At 64.7% G+C, this 19293-nt stretch carries 20 protein-coding genes; 7 read left to right on the top strand and 13 right to left on the bottom strand.

The window, feature by feature from the left end; genetic code table 11:
• Window positions 1-63: 63 nt before the first annotated feature.
• The 11 genes from grpE to AC2EBU_RS05535 all read right to left on the bottom strand — a co-directional run bounded on the left by grpE (window position 64) and on the right by AC2EBU_RS05535 (window position 10620).
• Window positions 64-624 (bottom strand): nucleotide exchange factor GrpE, encoded by a 561-nt coding sequence (gene grpE / locus AC2EBU_RS05585; protein ID WP_484609371.1) that lies wholly within the window; start codon window positions 622-624, stop codon window positions 64-66.
• Window positions 625-750: 126 nt separating this feature from the next.
• Window positions 751-1104, bottom strand: a complete 354-nt coding sequence (locus AC2EBU_RS05580; RefSeq protein WP_484609370.1) for an FKBP-type peptidyl-prolyl cis-trans isomerase — start codon at window positions 1102-1104, stop codon at window positions 751-753.
• Window positions 1105-1272: 168 nt separating this feature from the next.
• Window positions 1273-1584: a winged helix-turn-helix transcriptional regulator gene (locus tag AC2EBU_RS05575; protein ID WP_484609369.1), complete on the bottom strand. Its 312-nt coding sequence runs from the start codon at window positions 1582-1584 to the stop codon at window positions 1273-1275.
• A gap of 165 nt (window positions 1585-1749) precedes the next feature.
• A complete protein-coding gene (locus AC2EBU_RS05570; RefSeq protein WP_484609368.1) occupies window positions 1750-2274 on the bottom strand; it encodes a MarR family winged helix-turn-helix transcriptional regulator in 525 nt (174 codons plus the stop codon).
• Between the two features lie 55 nt (window positions 2275-2329).
• Window positions 2330-4081: an acyl-CoA dehydrogenase family protein gene (locus AC2EBU_RS05565; RefSeq protein WP_484610125.1), complete on the bottom strand. Its 1752-nt coding sequence runs from the start codon at window positions 4079-4081 to the stop codon at window positions 2330-2332.
• A gap of 229 nt (window positions 4082-4310) precedes the next feature.
• Window positions 4311-5303 carry a Bug family tripartite tricarboxylate transporter substrate binding protein gene (locus AC2EBU_RS05560; RefSeq protein ID WP_484609367.1) on the bottom strand — a complete coding sequence of 331 codons (993 nt, stop codon included), beginning with the start codon at window positions 5301-5303 and terminating at the stop codon, window positions 4311-4313.
• 50 nt (window positions 5304-5353) lie between these two features.
• A complete protein-coding gene (locus tag AC2EBU_RS05555) occupies window positions 5354-5773 on the bottom strand; it encodes an acyl-CoA thioesterase (RefSeq protein WP_484609366.1) in 420 nt (139 codons plus the stop codon).
• A 17-nt stretch (window positions 5774-5790) separates the two neighbouring features.
• Window positions 5791-6555: an SDR family NAD(P)-dependent oxidoreductase gene (locus AC2EBU_RS05550; RefSeq protein ID WP_484609365.1), complete on the bottom strand. Its 765-nt coding sequence runs from the start codon at window positions 6553-6555 to the stop codon at window positions 5791-5793.
• A gap of 99 nt (window positions 6556-6654) precedes the next feature.
• Window positions 6655-7905 (bottom strand): thiolase family protein, encoded by a 1251-nt coding sequence (locus AC2EBU_RS05545; protein WP_484609364.1) that lies wholly within the window; start codon window positions 7903-7905, stop codon window positions 6655-6657.
• A 13-nt stretch (window positions 7906-7918) separates the two neighbouring features.
• Complete coding sequence (locus AC2EBU_RS05540; RefSeq protein ID WP_484609363.1) at window positions 7919-9793, bottom strand: feruloyl-CoA synthase; 1875 nt, start codon at window positions 9791-9793, stop codon at window positions 7919-7921.
• Between the two features lie 50 nt (window positions 9794-9843).
• Complete coding sequence (locus tag AC2EBU_RS05535) at window positions 9844-10620, bottom strand: crotonase/enoyl-CoA hydratase family protein (protein WP_484609362.1); 777 nt, start codon at window positions 10618-10620, stop codon at window positions 9844-9846.
• A gap of 224 nt (window positions 10621-10844) precedes the next feature.
• Between AC2EBU_RS05535 and AC2EBU_RS05530 the strand changes: the two genes are divergently transcribed.
• The 7 genes from AC2EBU_RS05530 to AC2EBU_RS05500 all read left to right on the top strand — a co-directional run bounded on the left by AC2EBU_RS05530 (window position 10845) and on the right by AC2EBU_RS05500 (window position 17664).
• Entirely contained in the window at window positions 10845-13658 is a 2814-nt protein-coding gene (locus AC2EBU_RS05530) for a DUF349 domain-containing protein (RefSeq protein ID WP_484609361.1), read from the top strand.
• Window positions 13659-13899: 241 nt separating this feature from the next.
• Entirely contained in the window at window positions 13900-14262 is a 363-nt protein-coding gene (locus AC2EBU_RS05525; protein ID WP_484609360.1) for a roadblock/LC7 domain-containing protein, read from the top strand.
• Window positions 14263-14273: 11 nt separating this feature from the next.
• Entirely contained in the window at window positions 14274-14768 is a 495-nt protein-coding gene (locus tag AC2EBU_RS05520) for a PAS domain-containing protein (RefSeq protein WP_484609359.1), read from the top strand.
• Entirely contained in the window at window positions 14765-15514 is a 750-nt protein-coding gene (locus AC2EBU_RS05515; RefSeq protein WP_484609358.1) for a PhnD/SsuA/transferrin family substrate-binding protein, read from the top strand. Before AC2EBU_RS05520 ends, AC2EBU_RS05515 begins: the two co-directional genes overlap by 4 nt.
• Before the next feature lie 5 nt (window positions 15515-15519).
• The gene (locus AC2EBU_RS05510; RefSeq protein WP_484609357.1) at window positions 15520-16101 is read left to right on the top strand and encodes a hypothetical protein; all 582 of its coding nucleotides are present in this window, start codon (window positions 15520-15522) and stop codon (window positions 16099-16101) included.
• 283 nt (window positions 16102-16384) lie between these two features.
• Window positions 16385-16987, top strand: coding sequence for a hypothetical protein (locus tag AC2EBU_RS05505; RefSeq protein WP_484609356.1), 603 nt, complete (start codon window positions 16385-16387; stop codon window positions 16985-16987).
• Between the two features lie 62 nt (window positions 16988-17049).
• Window positions 17050-17664, top strand: coding sequence for a hypothetical protein (locus AC2EBU_RS05500; RefSeq protein WP_484609355.1), 615 nt, complete (start codon window positions 17050-17052; stop codon window positions 17662-17664).
• On the opposite strand, the gene AC2EBU_RS05495 is transcribed toward AC2EBU_RS05500, so the two are convergent.
• Both AC2EBU_RS05495 and AC2EBU_RS05490 read right to left on the bottom strand, forming a co-directional pair.
• Window positions 17655-18506 carry a M90 family metallopeptidase gene (locus tag AC2EBU_RS05495; RefSeq protein WP_484609354.1) on the bottom strand — a complete coding sequence of 284 codons (852 nt, stop codon included), beginning with the start codon at window positions 18504-18506 and terminating at the stop codon, window positions 17655-17657. The genes AC2EBU_RS05500 and AC2EBU_RS05495 overlap by 10 nt on opposite strands.
• The gene (locus AC2EBU_RS05490; RefSeq protein ID WP_484609353.1) at window positions 18503-19282 is read right to left on the bottom strand and encodes a UDP-2,3-diacylglucosamine diphosphatase; all 780 of its coding nucleotides are present in this window, start codon (window positions 19280-19282) and stop codon (window positions 18503-18505) included. The genes AC2EBU_RS05495 and AC2EBU_RS05490 overlap by 4 nt, the downstream gene beginning before the upstream one ends.
• Window positions 19283-19293 lie beyond the last annotated feature (11 nt).

Below are 19293 nucleotides of genomic sequence, written 5' to 3'. Positions count from 1 at the left end.
CCGAGATCTGAAAAAGTTGGAATGTCAATAACGTGTGGATAACTTGCGGTTTTTCAAGTCATCTCATTTCGGGGCGGCCACGGTCACCAGGGCCGGGCGCAGCACGCGTTCGGCGATCAGGTAGCCCTTTTGCAGCACCGTGACCACGGTGTTGGCGTCCTGCTCGGCCGGCACCATGCTGATGGCCTGGTGCTGGTGCGGATCGAACTTCGCGCCGGCGGCGGGGTTGATCTCGATGACCTTGTTGCGCTCCAGCGCGCTCTTGAGCTGGCGCAGCGTGGCTTCCGCGCCCTCGCGGATCTGCTCCGGGGTGGCGTTGCTGATGGCCAGGCCGGCTTCCAGGCTGTCCGTCACCGGCAGCAGGCTTTCGGCAAAGCTCTCGACCGCGAACTTGCGTGCCTTGGCGATTTCGTCCTCGGCGCGGCGGCGGGCGTTCTGCACATCCGCCTGGGCGCGCAGGTACTGGTCGGCCAGCTCGGCACTTTTGGCTTTCAGCTCGGCCAACTCGGCCTGAACCTCGGCCAACGGATCCCCCGGCCGGCTCTCGGCGTCGGGTGATTGGGCGAACGCGTCGCCGTCGACAGGGGGATTTGCGCTTGGGGATGGTGTATCGGACATGGACATGCGGGAAGAAGACCTGAACTTGGGCCTGAGGTGGCGACAATTTTCCGGTTTTCAAGGGGGCATAGCCGCAGAAAGTGCGGCCCGCCGGAAGGCAGCCCCGATCGGCCGGGGCCGCAGTCGAGCCGATCAGCCCTTGATGGCGATCAATTCGACGTCGAACTTCAGCGTGGCGTTGGGCGGAATCACTCCACCGGCACCACGGGCACCGTAGCCGAGGTTGGCGGGGATGATCAGTGTGCGCTGGCCGCCGATTTTCATGCCGGCGACGCCTTCGTCCCAGCCGCGAATGACCATGCCGGCGCCAAGCGTGAACTCGAACGGGTCGCGTCGGTCATGGCTGGAGTCGAATTTGGCGCCCTGCTGACCATTGACCCACAGCCAGCCTGTGTAGTGCACAGTCACCTGCTGGCCACGGCGAGCTTCATCGCCGCCTCCGACAAGGGTGTCTTCCATTTGCAGGCCGCTGGGGGTTGTGATCATTCCGGTCTCCGAATCACTATTGAAAATATAGCTTGAAAGCACCTTTTTACGCTGGGTATGGCACAAAAAGGCGGCAAATTTGCGGGCGAGATCATACCAGCCCGCCCGCTGGCACCCTCAGGCGAAAAAAAAGCAGCCGCAGCTGCTGTGGGAGCCGTGGCGGCAGCCTCAGACCTTCTTGCGGGCCTGCGCGTTGACCCACTTGGTCGCAAAAGCCTGGACGTCGGACAGGCGCTTGAGCAGGTCCAGCCCCGAGGGCGTGAGGCCATAGCCGTCGCCGCCGTGGACGATCAGCCCCGCAGCCCGCAGGTCTTTCAGGCGGGTATTGAGCGTGTTGGGCGTGATGCCCCCGACGCTGTCCTGGAGCAGGCGGAAGGTCTGCGGATGACCATCACGCAGTGCCCAGAGCACTCGCAGGGCGTAGCGAGCCTCCAGCAGGGCCAGCAGTTGGTTGACGTTGGCGTTTTCTTTGGAACTCATTCGGGTGGACTCCTCAAGGGGTTCAGGCGATGGGGTGCCAGCGGCGGCGATGTTGGCGAGAACTATAGCGCAGTTCATCGGTCGCTACAAGTTTAGTAGCTTTGGTTGCAGGGCGGGGGTTAACCCTGATTGCCAACGAACGCCTGATCGCTGGGCGGCATGCGCTCAGAGATAGACCTTTTGCAGAAGGCGGATCAAGGTTTTGCGCTCTGCCATGCTCAGGCGAGCGGCGGCACTGATCTCCAGCTCGGTCGCCGTGATCTCCGCCGCCTGCATCATCTTGTCGCCGGATGCGGTCAGGTGCAGGCCCATGGCCCGCCCGTCGTGGGGGTGGGGATGACGCTCGATCAGGCCTCGGCGCTCCAGTGACTGGATCAGTCCCACCAGATTGGGCGGCAACAGCCCCAGCGCCTGGCACAGCTGGCGGGAGGTGATTCCCGGGTTGTGACGCACCAGAGACAGCACCGAAAAATCTACCGGCCGGAGGCCATATACGGACATCTGCTCCAGGAAGACTTCGATAATGGCCAGCGCCGCGCGGCGGGCGTTGTAGCCCAGCAGTGTTTCCAGATAGCGGGTGTCGATACGCGATTCACCGCCGTCCGGCTCCGGAGGGCGCGCCTGCCGGATCGGGCTCTTGCGCACGGCACGTGGACGTCGGAGGGTGTTGGCGACAGTGGTTTCAGGCATGGCTGGCAAGCATAACCGCCTCCGTGGCCGGTGCAATTCCGTTGCTGTTTGATGCTCAGGCGGCCAGCGTGGCTTCCATCATTGCGAGCCTCATGGACGATTCGGGCCATATCCAGCGCCAGAAGGCCGTTCCCGCGGCGGCATACGGGTCGCACCCCGGAGCGTTGCTGATGCGTGCCCAGGCCCAGGCCTGGAGCAACAGCCCCACCGCGCGCAAAAAGTCGTCGGCCAGCCAGTAAGGCAGGTCGGCCGGCGCGTCGGGTGCGGCAACACGGGGCAACAAGCGCTCGCGCAGGAAACGGGAGAACGCTTCCAGGTGGGCTACTACGGTCGCTGCCGCACCCCCGCGCCCGGCCAGATCGGCTGCCAGGTCACCCAGCAGATCGGCCATCGCAGCGCCGCCGTCGGGCAAGGTTTTGCGCAGCAGCAGATCGATGGCCTGGATTTCATTGGTGCCCTCGTAGATCATGGCCACTCGCGCGTCGCGCACGATCTGCTCGATACCCCATTCGCTCACGTAGCCGTGGCCACCAAAAACCTGCAGACAGGCACTGGCGCCCTGAAACGCCTGATCCGTCCAGGCCGCTTTGAGCACGGGGGTGACCAGCGCACACCATCGGCTGGCCGCAGCGCGGCGCTTTGCGTCCGGGTGACGATGGGCGATGTCCAGCTCCAGCGCGGTGCGGTAGGCGACTACCCGCCCGGCGTCGATCCAGGCGCGCTGCGTGTCCAGGATGCGCCGTATCGCGGGGTGTTCGGCAATCGGGCTGGGCGTCAGGGGTGCGCCGGCGCTCGCTGCTGCGCGGGCGTCCGCGGGGACGCTGGCCCCGTGCGACGGATCGGCGGCCCTGCGGGCACCGGGCGCGCGCATCTGGCGGCGCTCTTGGGCATAGGCATCGGCCTTCTGCCAGGCCGCCTCCAGCAGGCCGATGCCTTGCAGCCCCACGTGCAGTCGGGCCGCATTCATCATGACAAACATCGCGTTCAGGCCTTTGCCCGGCTCGCCGACGATCCGGGCCGATGCCTCATCGAAGCGCATCACGCAGGTCGGGCTGCCGTGCAGACCCATTTTTTCTTCGATCCGTTCGCAGACCACGGCGCTGCGCGATCCGTCGGGGCAGAACTTCGGCACGAGAAACAGGGATAGCCCTTTGGGTCCCGGCGGGGCGTCGGGGAGTCTGGCCAGGACCAGATGGATGATGTTGTCCGTCAAGTCGTGTTCGCCACCGGAGATGAAGATCTTGGTGCCTGACAGTCGGTAGCTCCCATCGGCCTGCGGCACCGCCCGGGACCGGCACAGTCCGAGGTCCGAGCCGGCGTGGGGTTCGGTCAGGCACATCGTCGCGAGCCATTCACCGGTGGCGATCTTGGACAGGTACCGTGCCTTGAGTTCGTCGCTGGCGTGGTGCCGTATGCACTCGTACGCCCCGTGCAGCAGCCCTGGTGCCATCGTCCAGCCATGGTTGGCGGCGGAGAGCATTTCGTACAGCATCGCTTCCAGCACGGCAGGCAAACCCTGTCCGCCGTCTTCGCTGGCGGCGGACAGCGCCGGCCAGCCACCCTGCCAGAAGGCCTGATAGGCATCCCGAAAGCCGGGCGGCATCGTGACGACGCCGTCTTGCCATCGGGCGCCGACCTGATCTCCGGCGCGGTTCAGCGGAGCGACCACGTCACCGACGAACTTGCCCGCTTCGTCGAGGACCTGGCGCATCAGTTCGGTGTCGACCGCGGTCCCTGCAGGGCCGAAGTCGGGCAACTCCTGCAACTGGGCTGGAGCCTGCAGCACCTGCTGCAGGATGAAAAACATGTCGTCGGTTCGGGGCTGGTAGTGGTTCACGGCAGCGAAAAGAAATGGGTAATCAGCGAGATTTTCCGGAACTGGCTGCAGGGTGCCACGTGGTCGCGCCCCCGCGCGTCCACCGTGGCGATGCGGGCACCAGGCTACGGGACGACGCAGTACGTCACGGATCGCGCGGAAAACCCGGGGGTGTCCTGCCGGGTTCGTCGTACATGCGCTGTCTCCGCAGAAAGGCCGATCAGGATTCGGCCGTGAAGCCGATGCGTTTGACGATCGGACCCCAGGCGTCGTATTGGGCTTTCAGGTCCTTGGCCATGGCGTCCGCAGTACCGCCGATCGGCACGAGGCCCGAAACGGCGAGGCTGTCGATCACGGACTTTTCCTTGAGCGCAGCGTTGATGGCGGCATTGGCATTGGTGATCACGCCAGCCGGAGTCTTGGCCGGCGCGAAGAAGCCGAACCACTCTTCCACGGTCAGTTCGGGGAATCCCTGCTCGGCGAAAGTCGGGATTTCCGGCACAAAAGGAGAGCGGGCCTTGCCGGAGGTGGCCAGGATACGAATCTTGCCGGCCTTGTGGTTGGCCAGGAAATCGCCGTGTGGGGTGACCATGCTGGCCAGGGTGCCGCCGATCAGGTCGGCGACGCCAGGTACCGAGCCCCGGTAGGGCACGTGCTTGAGGTCAACGTTGTTGTTCAAGCCCATGAGCGCGCCCAGGAAGTGGGGCGTGGAGCCAGCGGCCGGCGAGCCGTAGCTGGCATCTTTGGGGTTTGCCTTGGCCCAGGCCAGGTACTCCTTGACGGTTTTTACCGAGGCTGGAACCAGCGGTCCGACCGCCAGACCGTGGGTCAGCATCGAGCCCATGACGACCGGAACGAAGTCCTTGAACGGGTCGTAGCTGAGCGTGCGGTAGATGTGGGGGTAGACCGCCATCATCGAGTAGGGGGTCAGAAGCAGGGTGGCGCCGTCCGGCGCGGCATTCTTGACCGTTTCCACTGCGATGCGGCCGCCGGCGCCGGTCTTGTTCTCGACCACGGCCGCGTTCTTTGTGTACTGGGTGCCGGCCAGTCGCTCGCCGACCCGGCGACTGGTGGTGTCCGCCGTTCCACCGGCAGGGAAGCCGTTGACGATCTTGACTTGATCCAGGCCCTGGGCAAAGGCGGGGTGCAAACCCAGGCTGCCGAGCAAGGTGCTGGCGGCGCTGGCCTGAATGAATTGACGACGGGTGCTCATGAGTGTCTCCTGTTGAAGGGAAGGTGCGGGGTGGGAAAACGGAAGGAAGTTCAACTGCACAGGGCCTTGATGTCCTCGGGCACCGGAATCGCCTTGATGCGGTCCGGTTCGCCTTCGGGATGCACCACAAAAGCGCGTGTTTCGCGGCCTTCGCACAGCACCGTGTCGCCGCGCATCACCACGTGCTTCTGCACGAAGGTCTTGGCGGCCCAGGATTCGATGCTGGTGTGCACGTGCAGCGTCTCGCCGTAGGTGGCCGGTCGCATGAACTTGGTATGAATCTCCAGCAGCGGCGTGCCGATGATGCCGGTGGTTTTTTTCAGCTCGCGCCAGGGCGGCACGCCGCACTCCATGAAGAAATGCAGCGAGGCCGCGTCCATCCACTTCGAGAAGTTGGGGAAGAACACGATGCCGGCCGGGTCGCAGTCGCCGAACTGCACCTTGATGTCGTAGACGGTGGTTTTGGTCATGGATGACGTTCCAGCGTTCAGCGTGGCGCCATGCGCAGCGCGCCGTCCAGGCGGATCACTTCACCGTTCAGGTGGGTGTTGGTGACGATGTGCGCCGCCAGGGCCGCGAATTCTTCGGGCTTGCCCAGGCGCGGCGGGAACGGGATGCTGGCCGCCAGCGAAGCCTGCACCGGCTCGGGCAGGGTGCGCATCAGCGGCGTGGCGAACAGGCCCGGCGCGATGGTGCAGACCCGGATGCCGTGCTGGGCCAGATCACGCGCCATCGGCAGCGTCATGCCGGCCACACCCGCCTTGGAGGCGCTGTAGGCCTGCTGGCCCACCTGGCCGTCAAAGGCGGCGACGCTGGCGGTGAACACCATCACACCGCGCTCGCCGTCTTCCTGTGGCTCCAGCTTGGCGCAGGCGGCGGCGAAGAGGCGGGCCGCGTTGTAGGTGCCGATCAGGTTGACGTTGATGATGCGGGCAAAGTCTTCCAGCGGGGCGGCGCTGCCGTCCTTGGCGATCACGCGCTTGGCCGCGCCGATGCCGGCGATGTGGGCCAGGATGCGCGCCGCGCCGTGGGCGGCGGCTGCGCCATCGATCGCGGCCTGCAGGCTGGCGCTGTCGGTGATGTCACAGGCAAACGCCACGCCGCCGATCTCCGCGGCCACCTTCTGGGCGTTGGCCAGGTTGATGTCGAGCACCGCGACCTTGGCGCCCAGGCGGGCCAGTTCGCGCGCGGTGGCCTCGCCGAGGCCCGATCCGCCGCCGGTGACCAGGGCGGCCTGTCCTTGAATGTTCATCGCATGACTCCGGTTAACTCATGAATTAATAGCAAACTATGACCATTTGAAGCTGGGTAACGGCACTTTTTATTCAAAATCCGCCGCCGCCAGGCCTCGTCAGGCCGCGTCCGGGTTCTCCAGCAGCAGGGCGATGCCCTGACCGCCGCCGATGCAGGCCGAGGAGACGCCCCAGCGCACGTTGGCACGCTTCATCTCGCGCGCCAGCGTGATCGTCAGGCGCACGCCGGTGCAGGCCAGCGGATGGCCCAGCGCAATGGCGCCGCCGTTGACGTTCAGCCTGGCCAGGTCCAGGCCGAGTTCGCGGCCCACCGCCAGGGTCTGCGCGCCCTGGGCTTCGTTGATTTCGAAACGGCCGATCTGGTCCAGCGTGAGGCCGGCGCGCTCCAGCACCAGGCGGATCGCCGGCGCCGGGCCGATGCCCATGATCTCGGGCGGCACGCCCACCGCCGCCGCTGCCACCAGGCGCGCCAGCGGCTTCTTGCCTCGCGCCTTCGCGTAGGCGCCCGAGGCCACCACCGCCGCCGCCGCCGCATCCACCAGCGCCGAGCTGTTGCCACCGGTCTGCACACCGCCTTCGTAAACGGGTTTGAGCCTGGCCAGCACCTCGACCGGCGAGATGCGGGCATGGGTGTCCTGCGCCACCTCGGTCAGCTTGCCCTGCAGCTTGATGCCGCGCGGCTTGTAGCCGTCGAGTTCGAACTTCTCGGTGACCACCGGCACGATCTCGCCGGCATGAAAGCCCGCCTGCTGCGCCGCCACCGCCTTGGCAAACGAGTCGCTGGCGAACTGGTCCACCTCTTCGCGGGTGATGCCGTACTTCTTTGCCAGGTTCTCGGCGGTCTGGATCATGTTGATGCCGGCCGTCGGGTCCTTCAGCGCTTCCCACATGTAGTCCTTGAAGCCCACCGGCGCGCCCAGCTTGAAGCCGGTGCGGTGGTCGAAGGCGGCGATCGGGTTGCGCGTCATGCTTTCGGTGCCGACGACCAGTGCGGCCTCGGCCTGGCCACCCTGCACGTGTTCACCCGCCTGGCGGAACAGCTCGAAGCCGGTGCCGCAGATGCGCTGCACGTTGATCGAAGGCACTTCCAGCGGCACGCCGGCGTACAGGCTCACGTGGCGGGACAGAAAAAACTGGTCGAAGTCGCCCGGCGCCATGTTGCCGGTGACCACCGAGCCGATGTCGCTGGCCGGCACGCCCGCGCGCTGGAGCGCTTCGCGCGCAGCCTTGATGCCCAGATCGGTGGGCGAGATGTGGCCCAGCGCGCCGCAGTAGTCAACCATTGGCGTGCGCACGCCGTCCAGCATCCAGACGTCGTCGAAGGCGTTGAAAAATCCCTTGGTGGCCATGGCCGTGTTCCTTTCAGGCGCCCTGGCGGACGCGGGGTTTGAGAATGTTCGGGGCGGTGTCGTTGTGCAGCGCCGTGACCAGCGCGTCGCGGTGTTTCAGAACCGCACGCTGGTTGATCGAGCCTTTGTCGGTGATCTCGCCCAGGTCGATCGAAGGCGGTGTCGCCAGCACGATCAGGCGCGCAATGCGGTTGGCGCTGCCGGTGGCCAGAATGGCCAGGTCGTCAACCACGTTCTGGAAATGCGCCAGCACCGGTTCGCTGGCCAGCACCTCGTCCATGCTGGCGTCCGGGCCCAGTCCGCTGAGCGTGCGCACGGCGGCGGTGGGGAAAATCATGGCGCCCACTTCCTTGAGGTTCAGCCCGGTGAGCACCGCGTCCTGGATGTACGGCGCGCCCGCACCGATGATCCGCGCCCGCAGCGGCCCCACGCTGACGAAGGTGCCGGTGGCCAGCTTGAAGTCCTCGGCAATACGGCCGTCAAAGCGCAGGCCCTGGTGCGGGTCGTTCTCGTCGATCCATTTCACCGCGTCGCCGGTGCAGAAGAAGCCCTCGTTGTCGAAAGCCTCGGCCGTGGCTTCGGGCGAGCGCCAGTAGCCGGGCGTGATGTTGGGGCCGCGGTAGCGGATCTCCAGCTTGCCGTCGACCGGCACCAGCTTGAGCTCCAGACCGGGCGTGGGCACGCCCAGGTCGCCGGCCTTGACGTTGGGGCTGGTGACGAACAGGCCGTAGGGGCTGGATTCGGTCATGCCCAGCCCGGACGTCATGACGATGCGCTCGCCGATTTCGCGCTCTTCGCTCTCGTACAGGCTGTCCCACACCGGCTGGGCCAGCGCCGCACCCGCATAGAAGAACATCTTGACCCGCGACAGGAAGTTCCGGCGCAGCGCGTCGTCGGTCTTCATCGCGCCGGCAATCGCCTCGAAGCCGGTGGGCACGTTGAAGTACAGCGTGGGCGCGATCTCGCGCAGGTTGCGCAGCGTCTCGCCGATCAGCGCCGGCGTGGGTTTGCCTTCGTCGATGTACAGCGTGCCGCCGTTGTAGAGGGTCAGGCCGAAGTTGTGGTTGCCGCCGAAGGTGTGGTTCCAGGGCAGCCAGTCGATCAGCACCGGCGGCTCTTCGGTCAGCACCGGCATGGACTGGCGCATCTGCTGCTGGTTGGCGCACCACATGCGCTGGGTGTTGATGACCGCCTTGGGCAGCTTGGTGGAGCCCGACGTGAACAGGAACTTCACGATCGTGTCCGGCCCGGTGGCGGCCATCGCGGCGTCCACGGCCGGCGTGGGCTCGGTGGCCAGCAAACGGGCGAAGCTGGTGGTGTCACGACCGGGAACGCTGGACTCCGTGGTGACGACCTCAACGTCTTCGCCGACGGTCGCGAGGATGGCGCGTCCGTAGCGGTGCGGATCGCTGGCGAAAACCAGGCCCGGGGTCAGGGTATCCAGAACATGGCGCAGCTTGCCGTAGTCCTGGCTGATGGTGGAGTACGCCGGGGATGCCGGGCACCAGGGCACACCGGCAAGCAGGCATCCGAGCGTGAGCAAGGCGTGCTCGATGTCGTTTTCGCTCAGGATCACCACCGGGCGCGCGGCCGAAAGACCGCGGTCCAGCAGCGCCTGTGCGATGCGCCGTGCGGCATCCAGTGCCTGGGCAAAGGTAACGTGGCGCCAGTCACCACGCGTGCCATCGGCGCTTCTGACGCGCTGGGCGAGGAAGCTTCGGTCCGGTGCTTCAGAGGCCCAATGCAAGAGGCGATCGGCCATGCGGGGCGACCATGACTGCAGTGGCTGCTGGGCTCGCAGGTACTGCACGGCGCCTTTGTCACCCGACAGGCTGACTTGCGTCACGCCGAACTTCAAGGGCCGAAATCGCGGTGATGGGGCGTTCATGGATACCTCAATGGGAATGGTCTGTTCGCGGTGCAGTCGGTGCCGTCGGCTTAACCGCGGCTGACCTTCGCCGCACGTCCCTCAAGGAAGGCACGAACCCGTTCCTTCGCTTCGGGCGCAGCCTGGGCAATCGCAGACATCAGGCCTTCGGTCAGGAAGCCGTGGTCGGCGGGCTGCTCCGCAATACGCGGCAGGGCGTGCATCAGCGAGTAGTTGGTCAACGGGGCGTTTTCGGCGATGCGGCGCGCCAGTTCCAGCGCTTTGTCGAAGGCGGTGCCTTCGTCGACCAGATATTGGGCGAAGCCCAGGCGCTCGCCGTCTGCGGCGTTATAGACGCGGCCGGTCAGCATCATGTCCATCATGCGCGGCACACCGATCAGGCGGGGAATGCGCACCGAGCCGCCGCCGCCGACGAAGATGCCGCGCGAACCCTCGGGCAATGCATAAAACGTCGTGCTGTCCGCCACCCGCACGTGGCAGGCGCTGGCCAGTTCGAGGCCGCCACCGACCACGGCACCGTGTAGCGCTGCCACTACGGGAACCGGGCCGTACTGCAGTGCCTCCAGGGCGACATGCCACGAACGCGAGTGGTGCAGGCCCTGTCCAGCGTCGCGTTCCTTCAATTCCGACAGATCCAGGCCGGCGCAGAAATGCTCTCCCTCGCCGTCGAGGACAGCCGCGCGCACCGTGCCCGGCAAATTCTGGAAGGTGTCGCGCAAAGCGAATATCAGTCCGTCGCTGAGCGCGTTGCGTTTGTGCGGGCGGGTCAGGCGGACGACCGCGACATCGTCACGGATCTGCAGGTCTAGGTCTTTGGCACCGGTCATGGAAACTCCTCAATGGCGCTATTCTGGTTATGTTGAATAATCAATTCAATGAGGATTCGCAACATTTTTCCGGGTGTTTTCCCTAGGTTCACCGTGTTCCGACGCGGGGCTGATACCAAGCCCGGCCGCATGGATCGTTCTCGCGCAGGCCCGTTTCCCGGCGACAATATCCGTTTGGCCCATCCAGGCTCTTGTCCATCCCATTCCTCGCATCAGGTTTCCCCGTGACGAACGCTTTGCCCCGCAAACATGATCTGAATCAGCTCGACGCCCTCACGGGCGGCGCCTTTACGGCGGCAACCTCCGGTGAACGGGGCGCCCGCGTCCGGGAATGGCTGGCCACCGATCCGAGCCTTGACCTGATGCAGGAAGTTTTTCGTGAACTGAGCGTCAAGGACAAAGGTGCTGCCCGGGCGTTGCGCGAACGGCTGGATGACATCAAGCGGGCCAAGGGACAGGAGGCGGTGGCGGCCGAATGGGCCGCCAAAGGGCAACTCCTGCTGGACGGCGCGCGGCTGAACATTGCCGATGCGATGGCCTGGCAGCGCGACGCGGCGAAAGCGGGCGCACCGCTTTCTCGGGAACCCCTGGCATCGATGAAGGCGCGTCTGGCAGAACGGGTCAAGGCGGTCGAGGACCTGCAGCATCAGGTCATGGTGCAGCGTGAGGCTGCCGTGCTGCTGGCCCAGCGTATCGAGTTGTTGTCAACCAAGAGCTGGCGGGATGCGCAAGGAACCCAGTCGGGTTTGGGCACGGACGTCCGCCACTGGCAGGACCAGGCCAGCCAGTTGGCGGCGCATCCTGACTGGGTCAATGTGGATGTACGCTTTCACAACCAGATCGACGGTGCGCGAGCGCAACTGCTGGTGGTCTGGGAGGCGTTTGATGCGGCGCTGACCCAGGCGGCGGCTGCGGCCGAGGATCCGCAGGCGCCGCTGCCCTCAGTGCCGGTCTGGTCGGAAGAAATTGCCGCCGGGCGCGCGCCGGCCGATGATGGCCGAACTGCGGCCGTGCGTTCGGCTGTGGATGTGGCGGAAAGGGCTGCGGCGCGTGAGCAGGCGGCGCGGCTGGTCGGTGCGGCCCTGGCCCGGGTGGAGGCTGAGCTGGCACAGGGACATGCCCGTGCCAGTGCGGGTGCCGCGGCGGAGTTGCGCAATGCGGTCAAGACGCAGGGCCGACTGATCGATTCTGCCCTCGAAGCCCGAGTGCATGCCGCTTTGGCTCAGGCCGGGGAACTGGAAGGCTGGCAGCGCTGGCGTGCGGACCAGATCCGCGAAGAGCTGGTGAACAAGGCGGAGGCACTGGTTCGCAACGCGCCCACCCAGGCGGCTCCGGCTACTGTGGCCGCTCAGGAGGCGCAGGACACAGGCACGGTCGAACAGACGGCTGCGGTCCCGGCGGCTGGCGAAGGGGTCCCCGCTTTGGGGGGGCGCAAACTGCAGGAGGCGATTCGCCAGTTGCGCGAGCAATGGAAGGCCACCGACCAGGGCGGCACGCCCAACCATGCGCTGTGGCGACGATTTGACGAAGCCTGCAACCGTGCGCACCATTTTGTCGACATCTGGCTGGACAAGCTCAAGGCCGAGTCGGCCGAGACCCGCGCCCGCCGACTGGCCCTCATTGCGGAAGTCCGCGCATGGACGGCTGACCATCAGTCCAGCACCGACTGGAAGGCGCAGATGCGGGCGATACATCAGTTCTCCGAACGCTGGCGCGAATCCGGACACCTGGGTGAAAAAGCGTTTGCAGAGTTGCAGGCGCAGTGGAAGGACGCAATCCATGCGGCCGCCTTGCCCCTGGAGACGGCCCAGAAGGACAGTGTGGCGCGGCGCCAGGCCCTGATCGCCGAAGCTGTGGCACTGGGCGCATCGCCCATCCTGCGCATCGATGCGGTCAAAGGCTTGCAGCAGCGTTGGCAACACGAGGCGCAGTCCGTTGCGCTCGATCGCAAACACGAGCAGCGCCTTTGGGATGCCTTCCGCAAACCGCTGGACGAGGCTTTCAGCCGCAAGAACGCCGAACGTGACAAGGCGGCCGCCGCCTTGAGCGAACGGGACCGTATCGTGCTCGACGCGGCCAAAGCGCTGGAGGCCGCCAATTCTGGCGGTGATGCGCAGAAAATTCGTGCAGCAATGGCTGCGCTGGACGCCGCGCTTCGCGGACAGGCGCTGGCAGCCGCGCAGGTAGAGCGGGCAGGCGTCGCACCGGCAAATTCGGATGAAAAACAGCCCGTACCCACTGCAAAAGAGTCGTCTTATGCTATCGATGACGTAGCGGTCGATAGACCTGAACAGGTGGTGAATGGCGAGGCTTCTTCTCCCGCGACGCCGACGCCAGTACCCAAACGGGTTGTGGCGATGCGCGGGGATGACCGTCCCGGCATGAAGAAGGCTGAGCCAGCCGCCGCAGGTCGGGGTGGCAAATTCGGTGACCGAAAGGACGGCCCTCGCGGTCCTGGCCGTCCAGGCGACAACAGGTTCGAACCCCGTCGCGACGATCGGGCGACCGCGCGTTTTGGTGACCGTCCGGCCCGCGATGGCGGTCGATTCACCGACCGGGCTCCGCGGGAAGATCGCGGTCCACGTCTTGGTGACACCGCGTTCCGGGCGCAGCGTGAGGCACTGGAACATGCGGAGTCCACGCTGCGCAAGCTCGCCGCGCAAGCGCACGGCGAGGCCTTGACCCAATTGCTGGATGCCTGGCAGTCGCGCAATGCCGATCAGTTGCCTTCCGTGCAGGAGCTGGGGAAGGCGGTTCCGCCGGGCGTGCGGAACAGTTGGGGGCAGGCATTGGCGCAAGTGCCGACCGGCAGTACGGCAGAGCCATTGATGCGCCTGGAAATGGCTGCCGAAGTACCCACACCGGCCGAACAACTCGAAGCCCGACGCGCTTATCAGTTGCAGCTGCTGACCCGACGCAATGAGCCTGCGCCCGCGCAAACCTGGGCCCAGGATGTGGCCACTGTCCTGCGTGCGGCCCATGACCCGCGTGACGGCCGCCGATTGCAGAACGTACTCAAGGTCTTGCTGCGCCGGTAAGGCGTACTCTGGATTTCTTGTGAAGGTATACGGGCCCCTCGGGGCCCGTTCTTCTGCACGCGGGAAACGATGTCATGGGAAAGTATTCGGTTTGGAAGCGGGTGTTGTCCGGGCCCGTCGAAGCCCCTGTTGCGGGCAGTAAATTGATTGCTGTCAATGCTGATCCGTGTCAAGGTTGAGGCTGTCGCAGTCCTGTCAAATCGGCAGGTTCGTAACAAATCTTCGAAAAGAGGGGAAGACCATGCGCACCGACATGTTCCAGCAGTCGCTGGAAGAACTCAACGGCTCGACTGCCGACATTGAAGCGTCGGCGCTGATTTCGACCGACGGCCTCATGATTGCCTCGGCCCTGCCTCAGGGCATGGACGAAGACCGGATCGGCGCGATGTCGGCGGCCTTGCTGTCGCTGGGGGAGCGTACCGCCAAAGAACTGGCGCGGGGTTCTCTGGAGCGGGTTTTGATTCAGGGTGAGCGCGGTTATGTGATCATGAGCGCGGCAGGTCCCGAAGCGGTGCTGACCGTGCTGGCCAAACCGAATGCCAAGCTGGGACTCATCTTTCTGGACATCAAGCGGGCAGCGCAGGCGCTGTCCCAGATGATCTGAGGAGGCGGGACATGGCGATACCCGACATGACGCGGCCCGGACCCGACGCGGTCGAGGCCCGGTTGAACTATAGCGACGGTACGTCGCGGACGGTATTCACGACGGACGTGGAGGTGCCCTTCCCGGAAGGTCGCCTGATTGTCTCCAGAACCGATCTGGCGGGTGTCATCACGCACGCCAACGATGCTTTTGTTGAAATGAGCGGCTGGCAGCGAGACGAGCTGATCGGCGCGCCGCACCATATCCTGCGCCACCCGGACATGCCCGCTGTCGCTTTCAAGGGCCTGTGGGATGACGTCGCGGCCGGCAAGAAGTGGCACGGATACGTGAAAAACCTTCGCAAAGACGGCTCTTACTATTGGGTGTATGCCACGGCGGTGCCCAATATTCGCAACGGTCAGATCGTCGGATACACATCGGTGCGCCGCAAGCCGTCACGAACACGCATCAATGAACTGATCCCGGTGTACCGCCAATGGCTTGAGCAGGAGAAGTCGCCATCATGACGCTCAATTTCCTTATCGCTCCTGATTTCGCGCCAGAACGTTTTGCCGGCTGGCACATGCTGAACACCGCGTTGCAGCGCCGCTCGGGCATCCACTTGCATCTGATGACGCCGTCCGGTGCGTCCGAACAGGCTGCGGTGCTTGCCGCCGACCAGGCCGATGTCATTTACGCCAATCCCTTCGATGCCGCCGACATGGTCCGTGCGCGAGGCTTCATCCCGTTCGCGCGGCCGGCTGAGCGGTTCGACGAAATGGTGATCGCTACCGGTGCCGAATCCGGTCTTGGCAGGGTCGAAGACCTTCGCCCCGGGCATCGAATTGCGATGACCGACAACAAGGACGTGAAGCTCATTGGTCTGCGCTTGCTTGAGCCGGCCGATCTGACTGAATCGCTGCTGGAATGGGTGGCGGTCGACAGTTACCAGGCCGCGGCCCGGATGGCGATCAAAGGTGAAGTTCAGGCGGCGTTCTTCCTGGCCGATGCATTTGCCTCGCTTTCACGGATGACGCGCTCGCAACTGCAGGTTCTGGTCGAATCGCGGATACGTGACATCTCCCATGTTGTTCTTGCGCATCCTCGGATTGCTGGCGAATTGCCTCGAATCAAGGCGGCACTGTTGGGCATTGGCGCGACTGCGGGCGATGCTGAGATCCTCGATGCGTTGGGTTTGCCCGCAGGTTTTGAATCAATGGAGCAGGAGGATGCGGAGTTCATGATCGATTTGATGGACACCTTGCTCGATTGAGGACGATGCCTGTGAATCCCGCCCATTCCGACCCCATGCTGGCACGGCGCGCATTCCGCGTGCAGGCCCGGCGGATCAAACGTGATCCCCGAGATGTGGGAGCGCATCTTTCCCGACTTCATGCTGCGCTGGAAATGGGCGGCTCCGAACCGGTTCAAGGCGCTTTGGCCGATCTGTTTACCCAATTTGGCGCGCGCGAGCATGCCCTCAAACACAGCGCCTTGCAGTTGGCCAGCGGGCGGCTGGCGGGTCATGTGGCTCGCTGGTTCGACGCGCAGGCCAAGGCGGAGCCTTTGCCGCAGATCAATGCGCTTGCAACACGCTGGAGTGTGCTGGCTCGGCCGTCTGCGGACATTTCCACTCGGGCCCGCCGTTGCAGCGTGGATGACTCGCGTGCGCTGGCGACAAATGCCATCGCGGCAATGGATCGTGGCGACGAAGTCGCCGTACAGGCCTTTCTGCACCATTGCGTGACCTGCCATGACAACCTGGCCTTCATGCTTGCCCGCCGGGCCTTGCTGAAATCGGGCGCGGTACTCCCGCCCGAATGGGAAGTGGTCAGCGGCCAACTCGAACAGGCTGGGTAGTTCGGCAATGTTGGTCGGCCTGGTGGCGCTACCTGCCCGGGAGGAAGCGGCTCTCCGTTTCTACATTTCTCGCAACATGAAGGGATGGCGCGGCGAGCCCGTGTCATTCACCCGCGGTGTCGTTTTGGCGCAGGCCGACGTGTATGTGCTTGACCTCGCTGGGGCCGGACTCCAGCGAAACTTGGAGGCGGGCGACCGGGACGTGGCGTCGTATCTCAATGGACGGCCAACCGTCCTGTTGGCCCCTGCATTTGATACCAGCTGGAATGGGCCGGAGAGCCCCTTGGCGCAGAACGCAATGATCGCGGTACTGAACAAGCCGATCCGATCCGAAGAACTGCGAGCCGCTTTGGAGGGGCTTGCCCGCAAGGCGGCTGCCATGCCGGTGGCTCAGCCGGTTTCGGCGCCACCATCACGACAACCGGAAAGCCTGGGCAAGCCGGTTCTGGCATCCGTCCGCCTTTCGGCCATGCCTGCAGTCCCGGTTGTTGACCAGGGTATGCAGCCGCCTCAGTCCCTGCCGACGGACCGGGAAGTCGGACTCGACGCGATCCGTCAGCGTCTGGAACGGACGGCGGCTCAGGAGCGCCCCCGCTTTCTGGGTGCGCTGCTGCAGGCGCTTTCGGGGGCGTCCGCTGTCGAAATGCGGCTGACCGTCAACAATGTCGTGATTGTTGACGCAACGGACCGCTGGGTCGCATCCAATACTCCGATGGCTGTCATCGAGCGCCTTTGCTCAAGCAGCGCGCTGGCGTCGGTGGTGAACTTTCGTGTGCTGGACGATGAGGACCCACTCGGCCGCGCACACCGTCTGGGTTTGCCGGTCGAGCCGTTGGAGCCGTTTCTGGCGCGGCTCGAAAAGGCCTCGTTCGGTGAAAAATCTTGACTTAGCTCAGCTTGTTGCCAGCGGTCAGCCGGCACACTTCATTCGCCTATCGAGGACTCGTAATGGATACCAACACCGCACTATGGTTCATGCTGACGCCGGCGGGTGGATTGCATGCGTTTTCCCAGTCCGAGCCAACCCCCGAGCAAACCTGTTTGCAGTCCTTGTTGACCGGTGATCGTGCGCTGGATTTGTCAGACTGGACTCGGGCTTCGCCCTTGGCGGCGCAGTTGCACTCGGAGGCGCTCGCCAAAGGCTGGATTCAGTCGCTGGGCCGGCCAATGCAAGGTCCGGACGCTAATCTCGATGATTTTTTGCAGCACGTCATTGCGGCGCTCTCAGGCGAGCGGCGCGCGGTACTGGCCTCCGGGGAGGGGTTCTGCCTGGGGCGTGCAGGGATCGAGCAGGACGAGGCCGATGCGCTCAGCGCAGCTGCGGCCGATTTCGGGGACTTTTCGACTCGACAGGCGCGGCGCGGGTGGGACGGCGCGGCGACGGGATTTGTCTCGTTCCATCGGGACGCCGAGTTTCTGTTGCCCAGTGTTTCGTTCATGCCGTTCTGGGTAGATGGGACTGGTTATTGGTTGATTCTCGGGGGCGAGCCCTTGGTCAACAACCCGGCACTGGTGGAGCTTTTCTGGGGGCTCAAGGTGGCGGGTACGCGGTTTCAGCGCTGATCAGGCGGTGATACGGTTGCAGCAAAAAAAGCGTCGTACAGCTGCGCAAGTTCGGGGAATTCCTCGTCGAAACGGCGACGGTTGACGAAATATGCTTCGCCGGTCACGGCAAAAAATTCGTCTGGCGATTCTGCGCCGTAGGCATCCAGCCATGGCGCGGGGCTGCCAAAGCGCTCGGCGCGGATCACCCTTTCGCGGAATCGCTGGTAGGCGGGCTCGAAGACAGCCGCCCAGCATTGGCGCGCCTGGCGGTAGGAGCCCGCGCCACAAAACCCGGATGGGAGGGGCGGACACCCGTCTGCGACGCCGTCGCGGAGATCCATTTTGTGCAGGAATTCGTGAACCACTACGTTGTAGCCGTCGGCCGCCGATTCTCCCGCCTGAGCAACGTCGTTCCAGTTGAGCATCACCGGCCCGAGTTCCATCGCTTCGCCGGCAATGACTTCCTGCCATTCATGAACGACCCCGCTGTCGTCGGTAATGTTGCGTGGGGCCACCACTTCACCAGGCTGAAGGACGATGCCGACAAAATCGTCGTACCAGGCCAGCAAAGAGTGAGCCGAGGAGCCCGTCGGCATGGTGGACAAGGGCAGGCAGGCCTGCATTGCGACAGACAGCGCCATTTCGTCCGAAACCGCCAAACCTTGGGCTCCGTGAAATTCCTTGGATGCCAGGAAACGCTCGCACAAGGTACGCAGTCGTTCGTGAATCGACGGGTCGCGGGCCGCGATGAAAGGCAAGGCGGCAAGCTGCGTGGTCCACAGCCTGTCGGGAATGGTCGAGCGCTGCTGAAGGGCAGGAATTGGGGCGCTGAACAGGCGCCGTAGCCAGGAGGCCTTCACGGCACGCTCTGCCGCGTCAGGCCGTTTTGGTCGAGGCCCAGCACCTCGGCACGAGCGGGTTTGGCCGAACCGTCCCAGTCCGACAACACAACACGGCGCCGACCTTGCGGCAAATCATGATCGTCGGGGCGATGAGTATGGCCGTGGATAAGGACGTTCGCGTCGGCGTGACTTAACCAGCTGCTGGCCTCCCTATCGTCGACATCGGCCAGAGCCTCCACCGTGCCTCTCTGGCGACGTTCCTCACTTGCATGCCGCAGGCTTCGCGCGATGGAATGCCGCTCCGACAGGGGCTTTTCAAGAAAACTATCGATCCATTTCGGCGTTCGGACGGCTCGCCGGAATTCCTGGTAGGCCCGATCGTCCACACACAGCTGGTCGCCGTGCGTCAGCAGATATCGGCATCCTGCAAAGTGCAGGCACGTTGGATCCTGCAGTCGAATGACTCCGCAGGAGCGGAGAAAGACCTCGCCGACAAGGAAATCCCGGTTGCCCGCCATGAAATAGACGGACGTACCGGGCCTCACGCTGGCAAGAACGGAAGAAGCGGCCCGGCCGACCCCTGGCATGTCCATCGAGTCGTCGCCGATCCACACTTCGAAAAGGTCACCGAGAATGAACACCGCGTCCGCCGCCGTAGAGGCCATGTAATCCCGCCAAAGTTGGAAAGTGGGGGATTCCGGCTCGTCCAGGTGAAGATCGGATATGAACTCAACCCGCCGCCAGCTGTTCATGGCGACCAGCTGCGAAAAATTGGCTTGGTCCAGGTCGGACACGGCCACAGGTC

Source organism: Curvibacter sp. T50 (assembly GCF_057219955.1).
This window is presented reverse-complemented; position numbering and strand designations above follow the sequence as displayed.

What these genes read in the sequence shown, in the direction of transcription:
- AC2EBU_RS05540 (WP_484609363.1), bottom strand. Translation starts at nt 9,793, where the DNA reads ATGAACGCCCCATCACCGCGATTTCGGCCCTTGAAGTTCGGCGTGACG.
- AC2EBU_RS05520 (WP_484609359.1), top strand. Translation starts at nt 14,274, where the DNA reads ATGGCGATACCCGACATGACGCGGCCCGGACCCGACGCGGTCGAGGCC.
- AC2EBU_RS05580 (WP_484609370.1), bottom strand. Translation starts at nt 1,104, where the DNA reads ATGATCACAACCCCCAGCGGCCTGCAAATGGAAGACACCCTTGTCGGA.
- AC2EBU_RS05525 (WP_484609360.1), top strand. Translation starts at nt 13,900, where the DNA reads ATGCGCACCGACATGTTCCAGCAGTCGCTGGAAGAACTCAACGGCTCG.
- AC2EBU_RS05550 (WP_484609365.1), bottom strand. Translation starts at nt 6,555, where the DNA reads ATGAACATTCAAGGACAGGCCGCCCTGGTCACCGGCGGCGGATCGGGC.
- AC2EBU_RS05555 (WP_484609366.1), bottom strand. Translation starts at nt 5,773, where the DNA reads ATGACCAAAACCACCGTCTACGACATCAAGGTGCAGTTCGGCGACTGC.
- grpE (WP_484609371.1), bottom strand. Translation starts at nt 624, where the DNA reads ATGTCCATGTCCGATACACCATCCCCAAGCGCAAATCCCCCTGTCGAC.
- AC2EBU_RS05545 (WP_484609364.1), bottom strand. Translation starts at nt 7,905, where the DNA reads ATGGCCACCAAGGGATTTTTCAACGCCTTCGACGACGTCTGGATGCTG.
- AC2EBU_RS05535 (WP_484609362.1), bottom strand. Translation starts at nt 10,620, where the DNA reads ATGACCGGTGCCAAAGACCTAGACCTGCAGATCCGTGACGATGTCGCG.
- AC2EBU_RS05560 (WP_484609367.1), bottom strand. Translation starts at nt 5,303, where the DNA reads ATGAGCACCCGTCGTCAATTCATTCAGGCCAGCGCCGCCAGCACCTTG.
- AC2EBU_RS05575 (WP_484609369.1), bottom strand. Translation starts at nt 1,584, where the DNA reads ATGAGTTCCAAAGAAAACGCCAACGTCAACCAACTGCTGGCCCTGCTG.
- AC2EBU_RS05500 (WP_484609355.1), top strand. Translation starts at nt 17,050, where the DNA reads ATGGATACCAACACCGCACTATGGTTCATGCTGACGCCGGCGGGTGGA.
- AC2EBU_RS05510 (WP_484609357.1), top strand. Translation starts at nt 15,520, where the DNA reads ATGCCTGTGAATCCCGCCCATTCCGACCCCATGCTGGCACGGCGCGCA.
- AC2EBU_RS05565 (WP_484610125.1), bottom strand. Translation starts at nt 4,081, where the DNA reads ATGTTTTTCATCCTGCAGCAGGTGCTGCAGGCTCCAGCCCAGTTGCAG.
- AC2EBU_RS05570 (WP_484609368.1), bottom strand. Translation starts at nt 2,274, where the DNA reads ATGCCTGAAACCACTGTCGCCAACACCCTCCGACGTCCACGTGCCGTG.
- AC2EBU_RS05515 (WP_484609358.1), top strand. Translation starts at nt 14,765, where the DNA reads ATGACGCTCAATTTCCTTATCGCTCCTGATTTCGCGCCAGAACGTTTT.